Here is a 16,218-nt window from a genome sequence, read left to right as displayed (position 1 = left end):
ATCAGCGAGGCCAGGGACGCGGGCGAGACGCAGAGCTGTGGCCTGAAAGCTGCACGCGGCCGCCAGGGTCTCAGGGGTCAGGAAGGGTCTTTTGCCAACTCGGCGAGCTTCGCGCGCGAAGGCGCAAAAAACGTGATGCCAGTTTGTGCCGTAGAGAAATCCAGAAGGCGGTCATAGGCCCCCTCTGGATCGCCCACGAACATGCGCTTCAGCATCTCCTCGATCACCCAAAGGCGCCGGGTATAGCCGATGAAATAGGTGCCATATTCGCCTCGGCCAGGACTGCCGAAAGGCATATTATCGCGAAGAATGTCGTGCTCCAGACCTTCGTCATCGACGATCGTTGCAAGCGATTTATGGGATTTACGCGGAGCGGCATCATCGTCGATTTCGATGTTATCCGCCTTGGTGCGCCCAATGATGGCCTCCTGCTCCGACGTATTGACGGCACTCCATGCGGAAAGATCGTGCAGATATTTCTGCACGACGACATAACTCCCGCCGGCAAAGTCGCCATCCTCATCGCCAACCAGGGCGGAGGCGGGAATGTCGCTGCCCGCTGGGTTCGCGGTCCCGTCAACGAAGCCCAACAGATCGCGGGCATCGAAGTAGCGAAAGCCAGATACCTCGTCGACGACGCGAACGGCATCGCCGAGCGTGTTGAGCAAGAGCTTTTCCAGCTCAAAGCAAAAGTCACCCCGTTCAGCGCGAATGTGGAAGAGCATATCGCCCGGGGTTGACGGTGCTTTGTGAACGGGGCCGGTGATGGGCGCGAACGGCTTGAGTTCAGCGGGCCGCGACGCCGGCGAGAGCCGGTCCCATAAAGCGGCGCCGATCGCGACGATGCAGGAGAGTTTGGCTTCAAGGTCGCGGAAGCCAACCGTCTTAATCAGGTCGTCGAGCCCATCCAGAACAGAACGCACGGCACTAAGAGGGGAGGGGCCGTCCTCCACGTTGAGGACCAAGAACACGGCTGCATTTGATAGTGGGGCCTCAATGCTTTGAGCGTCAATCGGAACACGGTCCCACGTCTGGCCTGCCATTCGTTACTCCAACGATCGGTGAATCGCGGCCCCATCAACGCCGCGCCATGCGCAACATTAGGCTCAAACTAGGGGTGACACCAACCATTGCGGCATGAAGCGCAGCTTGCCCGCCCTGCGGGCGAGCTGCGCGCGATTTTCAGGCCTATTCGGCTAGGAAGCTGCCGCGCCCGCCCCGAAACGCCCCAACGACATTGCCCCGGTCCCAATGGCCTGAGAGGATTCCGCGCCGGGGGATGCTCCCGATCGGTTTGCGGCGCGCGGCGAGAAGTCGCGCGCGCCGCGTATCGCGATCAATTGGCTCGCCGGTCGCGATGTCGATGGCGTCGCGCAGCGGGGTCATGAAAGCCGCCATTGCTCGACCAGGGCCTCCATCGCATCGCGATAGCCCCAGGCATCGGGATAGACGGTCGGCTCCTGCGCCAGATGCGCCATGATCGTAATCATGTCCTCCGAAATGATCGCATCGCAATTGCACAAGTGAAGGATTGGGAAATGGCCGTTGTCGTCCCCATTCCACCATGCCAGCAGGAAATCGGCGACGCGCGAGGATTGGCCGGTATCGGAACCGGCAATTTCGATCAGACGGCCAATAGCATCGCCGACTTCCTCAAAGGTCACGGCGCGGATCGCGGGGCGGCGCTGGGGCGGATTCATTTGGTAGCTCCATTCGGACGGTTGAGCCGATCATAAGGAGAAGGCGACGGGGACCAACAGTGGATCGTCGATTGGCTCGACGTCGCGCAGCTCTACCATCGGGGTTTTCTCGACGCGCTCCGCGCCGATCGGATCGAGATAGACATAGAGATGATCGGCAAAGACGGGGCTGCACAAGCGCCATACGACACCCTTGCGGCCGATGCGGCGCTCAAACCGCCCATCGTAGGACGACGACGATCCGGCGAGGCGGACACGCTGCCCGATACGCAGCCAGTTCGCGGCGGACTGGATCAGCGCCGCCTTATCCTCGGCGCTCAAGCCGGGGCGGCCGATGCCGAACGTCGCGTTGGGGTCGCGTGCGATCCGCGCCAGCTTGTCTTCCACCGGCTCGGGCTTCCAGTCGATGACCGGCCCGGGCGCGGCCTTGTGCATGTGCGTCACTGGCTTTCCGCCGAATAGGTCGGGCTGCACGCCGACAAGGCGGCGGTTGAACATCGCCTTGTGATAGTCGCGCCGCCATTGCGCTTCCGGGGTCAGCGGCTTGGCGGCGATGCCGTCGCGCATGATCGCGACCAGTTCGTTAAACTCCTCCTCGCTGACGGTCGCGAAGCTCGGATCATAGACCAGTCGCCCCGCGACTGCCCGGCCCTCGTCGGGGCCGGGGTCGTGGGGGGCGGTCACGCCGCCTCCTCCAGTTCGGGGGCCGTCTCGACCGCCATGCGGCTCAACAGCCAGTCGGAAGCATCCTGCGCGAGCCGTGCGGCGGTGAAGATGCACCGCTTGTCGTTGCGGAGGGCGTGGAGCCAACTTGCCAGATAGGCGGCATGGTCCTCGCGATCGTGGAGCTTGATGCCGATCGTCGCGCTGACGAACGCGGCCCCAAGCTCGGCCACTAATTCCTCTCGGGCATAATCCTCGCGCTTCGTGGAAATGAGGGTGGGACGGGCGAGCCGGTCCACATGGCCGCTGGCGTGGCATAGCTCGTGTGCTAGGGTCGAATAATAGTCGTCGCTGGTGTGGAAGTCGGCAAATTCCGGCATGACGACATGATCGCTGCTCGGCTGATAATAGGGCTGTGAGCCGTGATGACGCACGGTGACGGGCACGCGGGCAAAGAGGGCATCCAGTTCGGCGTCCCGCTCGTCGGGATTGGTCGCGGTGATGATCGGCGCGGGGGTCGGATACTTGGCCTCAATGCCGTCGATCTGCTCGGCATTGAAGACCGTGTAGCGCTTGAGAAACGCCACCTGACGCTTTGCATCCTCGCCCTCATGATCGCCGCCACGGTCGCCCCTGTCGGCGTCCACCACGATCTTGTTGGCATAGACGACGGTCGAGCCCTTCTCGCCCTTTCTGACGCATCCCCCAAGCGCGAGGGACTGCTTGAAGGTCAGCCAGTGCGGGGAGGTATAGCCCTTCGTCATTGCCGCAACCCAAAGGGTCAGGACGTTGATGCCACGATAGGGAACGCCGGTTGAGCGCAGCGGGATATTGGGCGCGGTGCTGCCGTTCCACGATTTCGACCAAGGCCGGGTGCCCGCCTCGATCATGGCAATCATCTGGTCGGTGATTTCCTGATACACATCGGCCCGGTTTTCGGTGATCCGTCCCATGACTTCTTCCTTTCCTTGAGGCTGAAAGCCGCTTGCTCTGCGGCAATGCGGCTCTGCCTTCCGGCGAGGACGGGATGGGGAGGGAGGGCGAGAATCTACCGCTGGCGCGGGCGAGCCGCCTTAGCGCGGCCGTCCCTTCAAAGGGGCGGGCGCCGCGCTTGGCGGATTACACGGGCGGTCGATTGTCGTTCGGGAACGAAAGGGCAGGGCCCTTGGTGTTCCCAGCGCCGACGGGCCTCCGGGGGAGGGCCGCGGCGCAAATTCAAATCACGCTGCGCAGCGCATCGTTCAACGCAATTGGCTGTCTTTGCTGCCCCGGCGATTGATGCCGGCGAAGGCGGGACGCTTGTCGCGCTCGCTCTGACAGGCCACACAGGTCCTAACGCCAGGGATAGCGATGCGGCGCTTCGCGGGGATATCATCACCGCACACCTCGCAATCGGTAGTGCCTTCCCCGGAAGGCAGCCGTGATCGCGCGGCGAAAACCGCGTCCATGACCGTTGCATCAATCTGGTCCTGCACCGCGCTATCGGGTGCCCATCCGTTTGCCATCGCCGCAAGCTCCTCGATCTTAACCTGGGGGACAGATAGCGGCCGTCGTCCCCATGCAAAGACGGGCGACAGTCAAGCTATAGCACCCCAATATAGGGTACTCCCTAGCAGTATCAAGATTAGGCTAGAGCGGTCAGCTCAGGACGGATTTATGAGGCTGCATCGGCGCCGGTAGATCTTCCTCGCCGAGCAGCGACAGCATTTCCCGTTCGATCGTCCGCTTTAGCGCGTAAAGCGGAAGGCAGTTCGGCTTCACACCAAATGGATCTTCAAGCTCGTGCCCTAGGGCGTCTAGGCCGAAGAATGTGTAAGCGGTGAGGAGAACGGGGAGGAGCGTCCACCAGTCGAGCGATCCTGCAAGAGCGAAGGGAAGCATCACGCAGAAGACCAGGGCGGTGCGGTGGAGCAGCAGAGAATAAGCGAACGGGACCGGCGTCGTGGCTATACGTTCGCAAGCGCCCTGAACCTTGGAGAACGAACGCATCTCGTCGGCGAGGACCGAATAGTGGATCGGCGTGATGATGCCGTCCTGCATCAGAGATAGCAGCCGTCGCCCCATGCGATCGAGCACGGCGTTAGTGACATTTGGCCCTTTGGCGTCATCCCCGAAGTTTTCCCAAGGTGCGACGGCGGCAATTTCGTCCTCGCCCCGAAGCCGGGCAGTGAGTCCGCAGGCAAAGCCACATACACCGTGGAGCAGTGCGCGCCGATCCTCCTCTGGAAGAAGCGACGTCTCGCGGGCGAATGAACGGGCCGAGATAATCAGCTCGCCCCATAGCTGCCGTCCTTCCCACCAGCGCGTGTAGCAGGCATTGTTGCGGAAGCTCATGAAGACCGAGAGCGCGATGCCGATCAGGGTGAAAGGGATCGTCGAGATCCGCGCGAAGATGCCGGGATGCGCTTGGGCCGCCAGAATCGCGATCACACTGACGATAGCGATCGCCGCCAGCCTGCGCGCGATGCGCGGCAGGATCGAGCCATGCACGGTAAAAATGATATCTTGGAAGCTCGGTTGCGATCGAACGATCATGGCCCGTGGGATGTCCTTGTCGGCTGTCTTGCAGCATGTCACCCGGCAGCTCGTCGTGACGAGCTGCCGTCATGGTTTGAGAATGAAGCGAATGACCTGCGCGACGGCCCCCAGCGCCAAGACGCTGGCCGTCCAGATGAACACCATCCAGGCAAGCCGTCGGCCGAGAGGTTTGTGCTCATCCATCAGTGATAACCGTGGGCGCCGACTTTGCCGCGGAACACCCAATAGGCCCACGCCGTATAGCCGAGAATGATGGGAATGATGATGGCCGCGCCCACCAGCATGAAGAGCTGGCTTTGCGGGGGCGTCGCGGCATCCCAGATCGTCACCGCGCGCGGAACGGCGTAGGGGTAGATGCTAATCCCCAACCCCACGAAGCCGAGAAAGAACAGGCCAAGCGCCATCATGAAGGGAAGGCGCTCCGCGCCGCGCTTCAAGCTCCAGAAGAAGGTCGCCGCGCAGATCGTCACCAGCAAAGGAACTTGCGCGGTAAGGAGCACACCGGGCATCGCGAACCAGCGTCGCCAATAGTCATAGGTCAGGAATGGCGTCGCCGCGCTGACAGCGAGAAGCGCGAGCAGCGTCGCCCCGCCGAGCCAAAAAGCCAAGCGCCGCGCCCGCTCTTGGCCCGGCCCCTCGGTTTTCCAGATCAGCCAGGTTGCCCCGAGAAGGGCATATCCGACGACGATGGCCGTTCCGGTAAGCAGGCTGAAGGGACTGAGCCAGTCCAGCCAACCCCCGGCATAGGCGTCGTTCTCGACACGGACGCCCTGAAGGATAGCGCCAAGCGTAATCCCTTGCGAAAGCGCGGCGATGACGGAGCCAAGGCTGAAGGCCAGATCCCAGAATGCGCGATGGCGCGGATCGCGCCAGCGAAACTCGAACGCCACCCCGCGAAACACCAGGCCGAGCAACATGGCGATGATGAGCGGATAGGTCGCGGGAAGGATGATAGCATAGGCGAGCGGGAAGGCTGCGAACAGGCCGCCTCCGCCAAGCACCAGCCATGTTTCATTGCCGTCCCATACCGGCGCAATCGAGTTCATCGCCTGATCTCGTTCCCCGCCGACTGAAAGGGCGGGAAAGAGGATACCGATTCCCAGATCGAAACCGTCCATCACGACATAAGCGAAGACGGCAAAACCGATGATCCCGGCCCAAATGATGGTAAGGTCAAGGTGCGCCATGGTCATGCCTCCCTCGCGGTCGACGCCGCGACTCCGGTCGCCGGGGTGATCCCCGCCGCCCGTTGTGGAATCTTGGAAGGTTCCGGCTCGCCCGCTTCGGGCGGCTTTGCCATCATCCGGAGCAGATAATAGGTGCCGGCGCCAAACGCGCCGAAATACACGATGATGAAAGCAATGAGCGATGCTGCGACGGCGGGGGCGGCCAGGGGCGAATGCGATTCCGCAGTTCGCAGAAGGCCATAAACAGTGAAGGGCTGTCTGCCCACCTCCGTTGTGACCCATCCCGCGATGACGGCAATGAAGCCTGAAGGTCCAAGCGCGATCGCGGCGCGATGAAGCCAGCGCCAATGGTAGAGTTTGCCGCGCCAGCGCGCGAGCAGGCTCCAAAGCCCGAGCCCGAGCATGGCGAGCCCCATCGCCACCATGATCCGAAACGACCAGAATACGATCGGCGTGGGCGGCCAGTGATCGCGCGGAAAATCCTTGAGACCGGGCAGGGGGGCTCTGGGGTCATGCTTGAGGATCAGAGACCCCAAATAGGGGATTTCGACCTTGCCGTGGACCACAGCATCCTTGTTGCTGGGGAGGCCGAAAAGGATGAGCGAGGCGCCCTCCGGGCTCGCCTCATAATGGCCCTCCATGGCCAGAACCTTTGCCGGCTGATGCTCGAGCGTATTGAGACCATGCTGATCGCCCGCGAGGATCTGGATCGGCGCGACGAGCGCCGCCATCCACATCGCCATCGAGAACATCTTGCGGGCGCCGGGATTTGCGCGGTCGCGCAGGAGGTGCCATCCCCCGACAGCGCCCACGACCATCGCCGTCGTCAGATAGGCCCCGATGACCGTGTGAACGAGACGGTATGGGAAACTCGCGTTGAAGATGATCGGAAGCCAGGAGCCTGCCGGCACGAACTGACCTTTGGCATTGATCGCATAGCCTGCCGGCGTCTGCATCCAGCTATTCACGGAAATGATCCAGGTCGCCGAAATGAGCGTCCCGATCGCGACCATGCAGGTCGCGAAAAAGTGCGGTCCCTTGCCCACCTTGTTGATCCCGAACAGCATCACGCCAAGGAAGCCCGCTTCGAGGAAAAATGCGGTAAGAACCTCATAGGCCATGAGCGGGCCGATAACTGGACCGGCCTTTGCCGAGAACACCGACCAGTTGGTCCCGAACTGGTAGGACATCACCAAGCCAGAGACGACGCCCATGCCGAAGGCGACGGCGAAGATCTTGAGCCAATAGCGGTAGAGGTTGGCATAAACGCCGCTGCCCGTCTTCAGCCACAACCCCTCAAGCACCATCAGGTAACTCGCCGTGCCGATGGAGAAGGCGGGGAATATGAAATGAAACGAGACCGTGAACGCGAATTGCGCACGGGCCAGGATGAGCGGATCGAGATTCGCAAACATCAAACGTCCTCCCTGTTTCGCCCCGCCAGAGGATTTCCGATCTGCACCTGGGACTGAGAGCCGGAGGCACGCCGATTGCGGCGTGCTGCGATCCGGGAATATGCGTCGCTAATATCATACTCCCCACCAGTATCAAGGGGGGATAGGAACCTATCAGCGATGTCCCTGTCTCCGGAGGGGGGACGATTACGGCATAGCTCTCAAAACGGCTGTAGGATCGCGCTTGGCTACGAAAGAGCCAGTCTCGGGATAGGGTTGAAACTCCCCCCCTGTATAGTATGCTGAAGCGATCTTTCAGGAAAGCGCGATGCCACATTCACCAGAGGACAAGAAGCGGGCCATCACACGCCTGCGGCGCATCAAGGGACAGGCGGACGCTCTGGAACGTGCGATCGAAGCTGGGACCGATTGCGCTCCCCTGCTTCAGCAAATTGTGGCCATGCGGGGCGCGACAAACGGTCTGATGGCAGAAGTGATGGAGAGTCATCTTAGACAGACATTCGGTCCCGGTGCCGATCCGACCGTCAAAGGCGAGGGCAGCGCTCACGATGACGACGTAGAAGGCGTAATGAAGATTCTGCGTACATATCTTAAGTAGCGGTTTCAGGGCTTCGTTGCTTGCCTGTGCTCTCCCCTAGTTAGAGCATAAGCCTCGTATCAGCTAAGCCCTTTGATTTCTGGTATTCGGCTACGCGATAGTCGCCACCAAGACACGGTTTAAGATGCCTTGGGACTACCAGGGCAGGGGAGGAATTTATGATCGTAAAGACTTTTGAATATCTGCTTGCGCTCGATCGCGAAGGACACTTCGGACGGGCCGCCAAGAGCTGCAATGTGTCGCAGCCCACGCTTTCGGCGGGCATCAAGCAGCTCGAGCAAGATCTAGGCGTGGAGATCGTGCGGCATGGCCGGCGATACGATGGGCTCACATTGGAAGGCGAGACAGTGCTCGCGTGGGCCAAGAAGATCGAACGCGACTGCGACGGGCTGGAGAGCGACCTATCGGCCATCAAGCGCGGGCTCGAAGGCATGTTCCGCTTGGGGATGGTGTCCGGGACCTCGGCTGTCGGCGCGATCATCAGCGCCGCTCTCGCAAATCAAATTCCGCTGCTGGGGCAAGCCGTGTCGGCGAACGACACCGCTTCGCTGCTGAGATCCTTGCTGGATCACGAGATGGACATGGCGCTGACCTATCTCAGCGATGTTCCGAAGGACGAGTTCGAGACCCACCATCTCTACCGAGAGCATACGACCCTGTTCCAGGCGAGCGAGGAGCCGCAACCCAAGCGCGTCCCGTGGGATCATGTCGTGAGCCTGCCGCTTTGCATCTTGGCGGATGCCCTTCCGAGCGCGGCGCAATTGCAGCTCGCGCATTGCTCGGCCGTGACAATACACACCGACACGATCGGCATTCTGGCGGCGCACGTCGCCACCGGGCGATACGCGGCAGTGTTACCCCAGTCCCTCGCGAGCCGTCTTGCCCACATTCCTAACCTTCAGGCTTCCGCCTTGACGGGGGCTGGCGCGCACGCAGATGTTGGATTTGTCATGACGAAGGGGGAGACAAAGTCGCCGCCCTCGGCCGCCCTGCTTGAATTGGTCCACACTCCCAAGGTCGTGTCCCCGTTGCAGGAAATCCTTGCATTGCATCGCCAGTTACAGCCTCGAAAGGGCTGAACCGAAGCGCTTTCGCTTCGAATAGCGATCATAGGAATTTTCTATCTCAAGATAGAATCTTCGAGTTTGCCGTCACATGCAGCCAAAGCCATGTTGCAAGGACGGTAACGAAGAGGTTCGTGTCGCCAAAGGCGCATTGTGCTAATGGATTTGGCGCAACTCCTTTGGCGCGTCACCAAGAAACTTCATCATTACTGAGGGGTGGCGATTGAGACCTAGGAGATAATGCGATGGCTACCGGAAACAGGATCGTAACCTTCGAGAAAAAGATGGAGATGAAGGTCAATACCTTCAAATTCCCGGAACTGATCACTCCGCAAGGCAAGAAGGCCCCCCACGGCGCCATTCTCAAGATCGTCACCACCAACATCTGCGGCAGCGACCTGCACATCTACCGCGGTTCGTTCGAAGTCCCCAAGGGGATGACGATGGGCCATGAGATGACCGGCGAGGTGATCGAGGTCGGCTCCGACGTGGAGTATATCAAGGTCGGCGACATCGTGTCCGTTCCCTTCAACGTCGGCTGCGGGCGCTGCTACAACTGCAAGCACATGCGTTCGGACGTCTGCGAGCACACCAACCCCGAAGTCGATTGCGGCGCTTACGGCTTCAACCTGGGCGGTTGGACGGGCGGGCAGGGGGATTACCTCTTCGTGCCTTATGCGGATTTCAACCTGCTGGCCTTCCCCGACAAGGACGCGGCCATGGCGAAGATCCGTGACCTGACGCTCCTTTCGGACGTGCTGCCTACCGCGTTCCACGGCTTCGCTGCGCCCGACTGGCCGGCGCAGCCTGCGTATATCGTCGGCGAAAACGTGCTGATCTTCGGCGCCGGTCCCGTCGGTCGTGCAGGCGCCGCCTGCGCGAAGCTTCTCGGTGCCGGCGCGATCATCGTCGCCGACTTCATCCAGGAGCGGCTCGATCTGCTCAAGCCGCACGGCATCGAGACCATCAACCTGTCGGACGGCATCCCGATCGAGGATCATCTCGAACGCATCACCGGCAAGCGCGAGGCCGATCGCGTCATCGACTATGTGGGCCTCGACTGTCGCGGGTTCGGGGCGGAATCCGACCAGATCGTCGAGAACGCCGTCACCAATGCCCTGCTGAAATATGTCCGCTTCGGCGGGATGACCAGCACGGTCGGCGTTTACTGCCCCAACCCGATCTCCAAGAATCGGGACAACCAGAAGGGCAGCATGGAAGTCGATTGGGCCAGTGGCTGGATCAAGTCGCCGCGCATGTCGGCAGGCCAGTCGCCGACGGCGAATTACAACCATGCCCTCATGCGCGCGATCCTGAACGATCGGATGCCCTATCTGACCCCGATGATGAACACGAAGATCATCAAGCTGGAGGACGCACCGGCGGCCTACAAGGAGTTCGATGAAGGATCGGCGTTCAAGTACGTCATCGATCCTCACGGCTCGGTCGCGGCCTGACCCCGCCCGGAATGTCCCCGGTCTTGATCGGGGACATTCCGGCTTCGCAGGGGCAGGACGGCTTGCTGCACAAATGCCCCTCTCGGCTTGTCGATCGCCCCCCGCTGATCGGCAAGCCGAACCGCGTTGACCATAGCATCAGCGAGTCCTGCGAGCTGAAGCGACCCGCCATCCCATCTCTCATTTGGCATCCTCACTCGGACACCCCTTGCATACTGGCAGGGAGTATAATATTGATACTCCCCGCCAGTATGAGTGCCCCAGCGAATCGGAGATGACGCAAGGGCCTCGCGACCGGCAATCCGATTCAACCAACGAGGGTATTCCAAGATGAAATCTCGCGCCGCCGTAGCCTTCGAGGCAGGCAAGCCACTCGAAATCGTCGAGATCGATGTCGCACCTCCCCAGAAGGGCGAAGTGCTCATCAAGGTGACGCATACCGGCGTGTGCCACACCGATGCTTTCACGCTGTCCGGCAATGATCCGGAGGGCATTTTCCCGGTGGTTCTAGGCCACGAGGGCGCAGGCATCGTTGTCGAGGTCGGTGAAGGCGTCACCAGCGTCAAGCCGGGCGATCACGTGATCCCGCTCTACACCGCCGAGTGCGGCAAGTGCGAGTTCTGCCTGTCGGGCAAGACCAACCTGTGCGTCGCGGTCCGCGAAACGCAGGGCAAGGGCTTGATGCCCGATGGCACCACCCGCTTTTCGTACAATGGCCAGCCCCTCTATCATTACATGGGCTGCTCGACGTTCAGCGAATATACGGTCGTCGCCGAAGTCTCGCTCGCCAAGATCAATCCCGAGGCTAATCCCGAACATGTCTGCCTGCTCGGCTGCGGCGTCACCACCGGCATCGGCGCGGTCCACAACACCGCCAAGGTTCAGCCGGGAGACTCGGTTGCCGTGTTCGGCCTGGGCGGCATCGGCCTCGCGGCGATTCAGGGTGCGCGTCAGGCAAAGGCGGGTCGCATCATCGCGATCGACACCAATCCGTCCAAGTTCGAGCTGGCACGCCAGTTCGGCGCGACCGACTGCATCAACCCCAAGGACTATGACAAGCCGATCCAGCAAGTGCTGATCGAGATGACGGGCTGGGGCATCGATCATACCTTCGAGTGCATCGGCAACGTCCACGTCATGCGCGCCGCGCTTGAATCAGCGCACCGTGGGTGGGGTCAGTCGATCGTCATCGGCGTCGCCGGCGCGGGCCAAGAAATCTCCACCCGTCCATTCCAGCTCGTCACGGGCCGCGTCTGGAAGGGGTCGGCCTTCGGCGGCGTCAAGGGACGGACGCAGCTCCCCGGCATGGTCGAGGACGCCATGAGGGGCGACATCGATCTGGCCCCCTTCGTCACTCACACCATGGGTTTGGAGGAGATCAACGAGGCGTTCGACCTGATGCACGAAGGCAAGTCGATCCGCACCGTGATCCACTACTGACCCGCCGTTCCCAAGCGCTTCAAGCAACACCAGACATCAAGGAAATTCCGTATGACCACTCCAGTTATCTCCGGTGACGGCATCTTCTCGCACGTCTTCCTCGGCGCCGCCGACATCGACCAGTCGGTCGCGTTCTACGACGCCGCGCTGGGCGCTCTCGGCATCGACAACCTCGGCCCCTTCGGCAACGGTTGGGTGCTATACGGGCGCGACAAGCCCGCCTTCATCATTGCCCGCCCCGGCAATGGTGAAGCGCCCTCCAGCAACGGCGCAACGGTAGGCTTTGCGGCCGCCACGACCGCCGAAGTGGATGCGTTCCACGCTGCCGGCCTCGCCGCTGGCGGCACCGACGAGGGTGAGCCTGGCCCACGTGGCCACCTGCCGGGTGCCTATGCGGCCTATTTGCGCGATCCGGCGGGCAACAAGGTTTGCTCGTACACCTTCGTCTAAAGCTGGGAAGGTGAGGGCCACCCGCCGCCCTATGACCGGCTGTCGCCGGCGCTGAAAGATGCGCCGGCGCCCCCCCACCAACAGCTAGGCAAAGGGTTCCTTCGGGTCGCCACACCGTCCCCCAACCGTCGAAGCTAAGGAAAAATAATGAAACGTGTCGAACATCACGCCAGCTTCGGCGGTTGGCAGGACGTCTATCAGCATGACTCTATCAGTCTCGGTTGCTCGATGAACGTGGGCGTCTTTCTGCCGCCTCAATTGAAAGACGGCAGCGCGCCGGTTCTCTATTGGCTTTCCGGTCTGACCTGCACCGAGCAGAATTTCATCACCAAGGCGACCGCGCAGCGTTTCGCCGCCGAGCATGGGATCATTCTCGTCGCGCCGGACACCAGCCCGAGAGGCGAAGGCGTCGCCGACGACACCAGCTACGATCTGGGGCAGGGCGCCGGCTTCTACGTCAACGCGACGGAAGCGCCCTGGGCCGCTAATTACCGCATGTACGATTATGTCGTCGAGGAATTGCCCGCGCTGATCGAAACCACATTCCCGGCCGACGAGCGTCGCGCGATTGCGGGCCATTCGATGGGCGGACATGGCGCGCTGGTCGCCGCGCTACGCAATCCCGGACGCTATCGCAGCGTATCGGCCTTTTCGCCGATCGTCGCGCCGAGCCAGGTGCCATGGGGCGAGCGTGCCTTCACGGCCTATCTCGGCGACGATCGCGATGCGTGGAAGCAATATGACACGATCGAACTCATCAAGACCGCCCGCGAGCGCCTACCGCTGCTTGTTCACCAGGGCCTCGATGATGAGTTTGTCGACCGCGAGTTGCGGCCTGACCTCCTGCAGGCGGCTTGCGAGGCGGCGGGACATCCGCTGATCCTTCATCAGCGGCCCGGATACGACCACAGCTATTATTTCATCGCGAGCTTCATCGGCGAGCATATGGCCCACCATGCCGCGGCGCTGTCCCAATGACCGCGCCGGCTTCTTCGATCATGCGCGAAATCGCATCCAGCCATGAGCCGGCGCACGGTCGCCATCGTGTCGTGGTCGTGGGGGCGGGCTTCGGTGGACTCGAAACCGTGCAGCGGCTCGCCGGTAGCGGCGTGGACATCACCCTCGTCGATCGCCGTAACCACCATCTCTTTCAGCCATTGCTCTATCAGGTCGCCGGCGCCTCGCTGTCGCCATCGGAGATCGCATGGCCCATCCGCTCGCTCTTTGCGAAGCGGAAGGACGTGCGGACGCTGCTCGCGGAGGTTGAAGGTGTCGATGCAGGCAGTCAGCGCGTCCTTCTCGAGGACGGCTCGACGCTTGCCTATGACACGCTCGTCATCGCGACGGGGGCGCGGCACTCCTATTTCGGGCACGATCAATGGGAGCCTTTCGCTCCGGGCCTCAAATCGCTGGAGGATGCGACAACCATTCGCCGGCGCCTTCTGGTCGCATTCGAGGAAGCCGAGCGCGAGACAGACCCCGCGCGCCGCGCTGCCCTGCAGACTTTCGTCATCATCGGCGGCGGCCCGACCGGCGTGGAGCTTGCCGGCACGATCGCGGAGCTTGCACGCCTAACACTGGTGCGAGATTTCAGGTCGATCGATCCGCGTGCGACCCGTGTCGTGCTGATCGAAGCGGGGCAAAGGCTTCTACAGGCTTTCCCGGAAGATCTGTCCGCTTATACGCGCAAAGCGCTCGAAAAGCTGGGCGTCGACATCAAGCTCGGCTTCCCGGTTACGGAATGCTCCACGGACGGGGTTGTCGTCGATGAGAAGCGGATTCCCGCCGAAACGATCTTGTGGGCTGCGGGCGTCCAGGCATCGCCCGCTGCCCATTGGCTGAACGCCGAAGCCGATCGCGCTGGCCGCGTGATTGTCGGGCCGGACCTGACAGTACCGGGCCATCCCGACATCTTCGTGATCGGCGACACCGCGGCCTCGAACGGGTTCGATGGGAAGCCGGTCCCCGGCCTTGCACCTGCTGCGAAGCAGGCAGGGCAATATGTGGCCCGGCTGATCCGCCAGCGCCTGAAGGGGGCGAATGGAGCCGAGCCCTTCAGATACCGGCACCAAGGCAATCTGGCGACGATCGGTCGCAGCCTGGCCGTCGTCGACATGGGCCGGTTCAAGTTGCGCGGAGCCTTGGCATGGTGGATGTGGAAGCTCATCCACATCTATTTCCTGATCGGAGCGCAGAACCGGCTTAGTGTAGCACTAAGCTGGCTGTGGACCCATGGCATAGGATATCGTGGCTCTCGCCTGATTACTTATGGCGACCTCGCGCACCATGACGCGGGGAAGGAGCATGACAAGGGGAGGGAAGGCGATTGAGTGAAGAGGGCGACGCTCTAACTATCGGTTCAACAGTCTATGGAATGCCGTCCTATGAAAATAGGCGGGTTGCCATCGACGAGGTTCATGCGCGCCCCTATCTCCTCTTGGAAGCGCCCCGCGCCCTGGTGCAGCTCGCCTTCATGAACGAAGGCAATCTGGCAAAGGACAAGGCCACGCTCGCGGAAATAGCGAGCCGGACGGGTGCGCCGCTGCCCGACCAGGACACGCCGCTTCACGGCCTGACATTCGAACAGGGCGACCTCCACTGCGAGAAGCACACGGAGTTTTCGACCTATCTGTGGTGCACACCCCTGAATCCAGAAACGGGCGATCCTTCGGGCGAAGATCCGTTCAAGCATAGCTTCACGCCCCCCGGGCCGGTCATCTGCGGCATTCGGTTGGATGTGGTGGCCTGGACAGAAGAGACCGCGACCTACATCGACCGCTTCGATCCGATCAGCCGTTGCCACTCGCTCGTCGAGGACGGCATGGCCGAAATCGTCACCGATTTTCGGCAGGATGCCGATGGGCTGACGCGCATCCTCATCCTCGATCGAGGATTGACGCCGATCCGGCTCGGCGCGCTGGCACAGCGGCTTCTCGAAATCGAGACCTACCGGACGCTTGCCCTTCTCGGCATCCCCCTGACCCAATCGTTGGGGCCGCATCTGCGCAGTATCGAGAAGCGCCTTGCCGCCATAACGGAGGAAATGCGCAAGGCTGCCCGCCGCAATAGCGAGGGGCTGCTTTCGAGATTGACGGACCTTTCGGCCGAGCTGGAGGCTGACACGGCGTCAAGCCTCTACCGCTTTGGTGCGAGCCGCGCCTATTATGAGATTGTCGAGGAACGGCTTGCCGCGCTCGGCGAAACCGTCATCCCCGGCTGCTACCGCTGGCGCAGCTTCCTGCATCGCAGAATCGCGCCGGCGATGCGGACCTGCCGTTCGATCGAGGAGAGGCAGGCCAATCTATCCGACAAGCTGGCGCGCGCGACTACGCTGCTCCGGTCATGGATCGATGTGCAGCTCGAACGGCAAAACAGCGATCTGCTCGCCTCGATGAACAATCGCGCTAAGCTGCAATTGCAGCTTCAACAGACCGTGGAGGGCCTGTCGGTCGCCGCGATCTCCTATTATGTGATCGGCCTCCTGGCCTATCTCATCAAGGGCATTCCGGGCCTTCACGACGTCGTGGCGCCGGAGCTGGTTATATCCGGCCTCGTTCCGCTCGTGCTGTTCGCGATCTGGTGGACGGTCCGGCAAATCAGGCATTCTCACAGCGACCACGGGGCACCGGCGCAGAAGGGGAAGCCATGACCCGACAATCGCCCTTGGGCGCGCTTGCGGCCTTCGCGGCCTGGCTCTGGCAGGAGG

Annotated in this window: 18 protein-coding genes; 8 read left to right on the top strand and 10 right to left on the bottom strand. The window is 61.9% G+C overall.

The features are described 5' to 3' along the window. Positions 1 to 77: 77 nt before the first annotated feature. The 10 genes from ACRYLO_RS19440 to ACRYLO_RS19395 all read right to left on the bottom strand — a co-directional run bounded on the left by ACRYLO_RS19440 (position 78) and on the right by ACRYLO_RS19395 (position 7,503). Entirely contained in the window at positions 78 to 1,043 is a 966-nt protein-coding gene (locus tag ACRYLO_RS19440) for a Dyp-type peroxidase (RefSeq protein ID WP_482661828.1), read from the bottom strand. A gap of 145 nt (positions 1,044 to 1,188) precedes the next feature. Continuing rightward, on the bottom strand, positions 1,189 to 1,386 hold the full coding sequence (locus ACRYLO_RS19435; RefSeq protein WP_482661827.1) for a hypothetical protein: 198 nt from the start codon (positions 1,384 to 1,386) through the stop codon (positions 1,189 to 1,191). Further along, entirely contained in the window at positions 1,383 to 1,700 is a 318-nt protein-coding gene (locus tag ACRYLO_RS19430; RefSeq protein WP_482661826.1) for a DUF7673 family protein, read from the bottom strand. The genes ACRYLO_RS19435 and ACRYLO_RS19430 overlap by 4 nt, the downstream gene beginning before the upstream one ends. 30 nt (positions 1,701 to 1,730) lie before the next feature. Further along, positions 1,731 to 2,384, bottom strand: coding sequence for a hypothetical protein (locus tag ACRYLO_RS19425; RefSeq protein WP_482661825.1), 654 nt, complete (start codon positions 2,382 to 2,384; stop codon positions 1,731 to 1,733). Continuing rightward, the gene (locus ACRYLO_RS19420; protein WP_482661824.1) at positions 2,381 to 3,316 is read right to left on the bottom strand and encodes an ArdC family protein; all 936 of its coding nucleotides are present in this window, start codon (positions 3,314 to 3,316) and stop codon (positions 2,381 to 2,383) included. Before ACRYLO_RS19420 ends, ACRYLO_RS19425 begins: the two co-directional genes overlap by 4 nt. 288 nt (positions 3,317 to 3,604) lie before the next feature. Next, positions 3,605 to 3,868, bottom strand: coding sequence for a DksA/TraR family C4-type zinc finger protein (locus ACRYLO_RS19415; RefSeq protein ID WP_482661823.1), 264 nt, complete (start codon positions 3,866 to 3,868; stop codon positions 3,605 to 3,607). Positions 3,869 to 4,001: 133 nt separating this feature from the next. After that, positions 4,002 to 4,898: a bestrophin family protein gene (locus tag ACRYLO_RS19410; RefSeq protein WP_482661822.1), complete on the bottom strand. Its 897-nt coding sequence runs from the start codon at positions 4,896 to 4,898 to the stop codon at positions 4,002 to 4,004. Positions 4,899 to 4,967: 69 nt separating this feature from the next. Beyond that, positions 4,968 to 5,084 carry a DUF2474 domain-containing protein gene (locus tag ACRYLO_RS19405; protein ID WP_482661821.1) on the bottom strand — a complete coding sequence of 39 codons (117 nt, stop codon included), beginning with the start codon at positions 5,082 to 5,084 and terminating at the stop codon, positions 4,968 to 4,970. Then, on the bottom strand, positions 5,084 to 6,088 hold the full coding sequence (gene cydB / locus ACRYLO_RS19400; protein WP_482661820.1) for a cytochrome d ubiquinol oxidase subunit II: 1,005 nt from the start codon (positions 6,086 to 6,088) through the stop codon (positions 5,084 to 5,086). The genes ACRYLO_RS19405 and cydB overlap by 1 nt, the downstream gene beginning before the upstream one ends. Positions 6,089 to 6,090: 2 nt before the next feature. Next, positions 6,091 to 7,503 (bottom strand): cytochrome ubiquinol oxidase subunit I, encoded by a 1,413-nt coding sequence (locus ACRYLO_RS19395; protein WP_482661819.1) that lies wholly within the window; start codon positions 7,501 to 7,503, stop codon positions 6,091 to 6,093. Between the two features lie 307 nt (positions 7,504 to 7,810). Here ACRYLO_RS19395 and ACRYLO_RS19390 point away from each other — a divergent pair, with 307 nt between their 5' ends. The 8 genes from ACRYLO_RS19390 (at position 7,811) to ACRYLO_RS19355 (ending at position 16,161) form a co-directional block, all read left to right on the top strand. Continuing rightward, the gene (locus tag ACRYLO_RS19390) at positions 7,811 to 8,101 is read left to right on the top strand and encodes a metal/formaldehyde-sensitive transcriptional repressor (RefSeq protein WP_482661818.1); all 291 of its coding nucleotides are present in this window, start codon (positions 7,811 to 7,813) and stop codon (positions 8,099 to 8,101) included. 158 nt (positions 8,102 to 8,259) lie between these two features. Further along, positions 8,260 to 9,180 carry a LysR family transcriptional regulator gene (locus ACRYLO_RS19385; protein WP_482661817.1) on the top strand — a complete coding sequence of 307 codons (921 nt, stop codon included), beginning with the start codon at positions 8,260 to 8,262 and terminating at the stop codon, positions 9,178 to 9,180. 269 nt (positions 9,181 to 9,449) lie between these two features. Continuing rightward, complete coding sequence (locus tag ACRYLO_RS19380) at positions 9,450 to 10,622, top strand: glutathione-independent formaldehyde dehydrogenase (RefSeq protein ID WP_482661816.1); 1,173 nt, start codon at positions 9,450 to 9,452, stop codon at positions 10,620 to 10,622. Between the two features lie 330 nt (positions 10,623 to 10,952). Continuing rightward, positions 10,953 to 12,062: an S-(hydroxymethyl)glutathione dehydrogenase/class III alcohol dehydrogenase gene (locus ACRYLO_RS19375; RefSeq protein ID WP_482661815.1), complete on the top strand. Its 1,110-nt coding sequence runs from the start codon at positions 10,953 to 10,955 to the stop codon at positions 12,060 to 12,062. Between the two features lie 51 nt (positions 12,063 to 12,113). Further along, entirely contained in the window at positions 12,114 to 12,512 is a 399-nt protein-coding gene (locus ACRYLO_RS19370; protein ID WP_482661814.1) for a VOC family protein, read from the top strand. 147 nt (positions 12,513 to 12,659) lie between these two features. Beyond that, the gene (fghA, locus tag ACRYLO_RS19365) at positions 12,660 to 13,490 is read left to right on the top strand and encodes an S-formylglutathione hydrolase (RefSeq protein WP_482661813.1); all 831 of its coding nucleotides are present in this window, start codon (positions 12,660 to 12,662) and stop codon (positions 13,488 to 13,490) included. Continuing rightward, positions 13,487 to 14,842: an NAD(P)/FAD-dependent oxidoreductase gene (locus tag ACRYLO_RS19360; protein ID WP_482661812.1), complete on the top strand. Its 1,356-nt coding sequence runs from the start codon at positions 13,487 to 13,489 to the stop codon at positions 14,840 to 14,842. The genes fghA and ACRYLO_RS19360 overlap by 4 nt, the downstream gene beginning before the upstream one ends. Next, the gene (locus tag ACRYLO_RS19355; protein ID WP_482661811.1) at positions 14,839 to 16,161 is read left to right on the top strand and encodes a DUF3422 domain-containing protein; all 1,323 of its coding nucleotides are present in this window, start codon (positions 14,839 to 14,841) and stop codon (positions 16,159 to 16,161) included. Before ACRYLO_RS19360 ends, ACRYLO_RS19355 begins: the two co-directional genes overlap by 4 nt. Positions 16,162 to 16,218 lie beyond the last annotated feature (57 nt).

Source organism: Sphingomonas sp. SDUR79 (genome assembly GCF_056821745.1).
The sequence above is the reverse complement of the archived record's forward strand: the minus strand, read 5'-3'. Positions and strand labels throughout refer to the sequence as shown.

What these genes read in the sequence shown, in the direction of transcription:
- ACRYLO_RS19440 (WP_482661828.1), bottom strand. Translation starts at nt 1,043, where the DNA reads ATGGCAGGCCAGACGTGGGACCGTGTTCCGATTGACGCTCAAAGCATT.
- ACRYLO_RS19435 (WP_482661827.1), bottom strand. Translation starts at nt 1,386, where the DNA reads ATGACCCCGCTGCGCGACGCCATCGACATCGCGACCGGCGAGCCAATT.
- ACRYLO_RS19430 (WP_482661826.1), bottom strand. Translation starts at nt 1,700, where the DNA reads ATGAATCCGCCCCAGCGCCGCCCCGCGATCCGCGCCGTGACCTTTGAG.
- ACRYLO_RS19420 (WP_482661824.1), bottom strand. Translation starts at nt 3,316, where the DNA reads ATGGGACGGATCACCGAAAACCGGGCCGATGTGTATCAGGAAATCACC.
- ACRYLO_RS19415 (WP_482661823.1), bottom strand. Translation starts at nt 3,868, where the DNA reads ATGGCAAACGGATGGGCACCCGATAGCGCGGTGCAGGACCAGATTGAT.
- ACRYLO_RS19410 (WP_482661822.1), bottom strand. Translation starts at nt 4,898, where the DNA reads ATGATCGTTCGATCGCAACCGAGCTTCCAAGATATCATTTTTACCGTG.
- ACRYLO_RS19405 (WP_482661821.1), bottom strand. Translation starts at nt 5,084, where the DNA reads ATGGATGAGCACAAACCTCTCGGCCGACGGCTTGCCTGGATGGTGTTC.
- cydB (WP_482661820.1), bottom strand. Translation starts at nt 6,088, where the DNA reads ATGGCGCACCTTGACCTTACCATCATTTGGGCCGGGATCATCGGTTTT.
- ACRYLO_RS19395 (WP_482661819.1), bottom strand. Translation starts at nt 7,503, where the DNA reads ATGTTTGCGAATCTCGATCCGCTCATCCTGGCCCGTGCGCAATTCGCG.
- ACRYLO_RS19390 (WP_482661818.1), top strand. Translation starts at nt 7,811, where the DNA reads ATGCCACATTCACCAGAGGACAAGAAGCGGGCCATCACACGCCTGCGG.
- ACRYLO_RS19385 (WP_482661817.1), top strand. Translation starts at nt 8,260, where the DNA reads ATGATCGTAAAGACTTTTGAATATCTGCTTGCGCTCGATCGCGAAGGA.
- ACRYLO_RS19380 (WP_482661816.1), top strand. Translation starts at nt 9,450, where the DNA reads ATGGAGATGAAGGTCAATACCTTCAAATTCCCGGAACTGATCACTCCG.
- ACRYLO_RS19375 (WP_482661815.1), top strand. Translation starts at nt 10,953, where the DNA reads ATGAAATCTCGCGCCGCCGTAGCCTTCGAGGCAGGCAAGCCACTCGAA.
- ACRYLO_RS19370 (WP_482661814.1), top strand. Translation starts at nt 12,114, where the DNA reads ATGACCACTCCAGTTATCTCCGGTGACGGCATCTTCTCGCACGTCTTC.
- fghA (WP_482661813.1), top strand. Translation starts at nt 12,660, where the DNA reads ATGAAACGTGTCGAACATCACGCCAGCTTCGGCGGTTGGCAGGACGTC.
- ACRYLO_RS19360 (WP_482661812.1), top strand. Translation starts at nt 13,487, where the DNA reads ATGACCGCGCCGGCTTCTTCGATCATGCGCGAAATCGCATCCAGCCAT.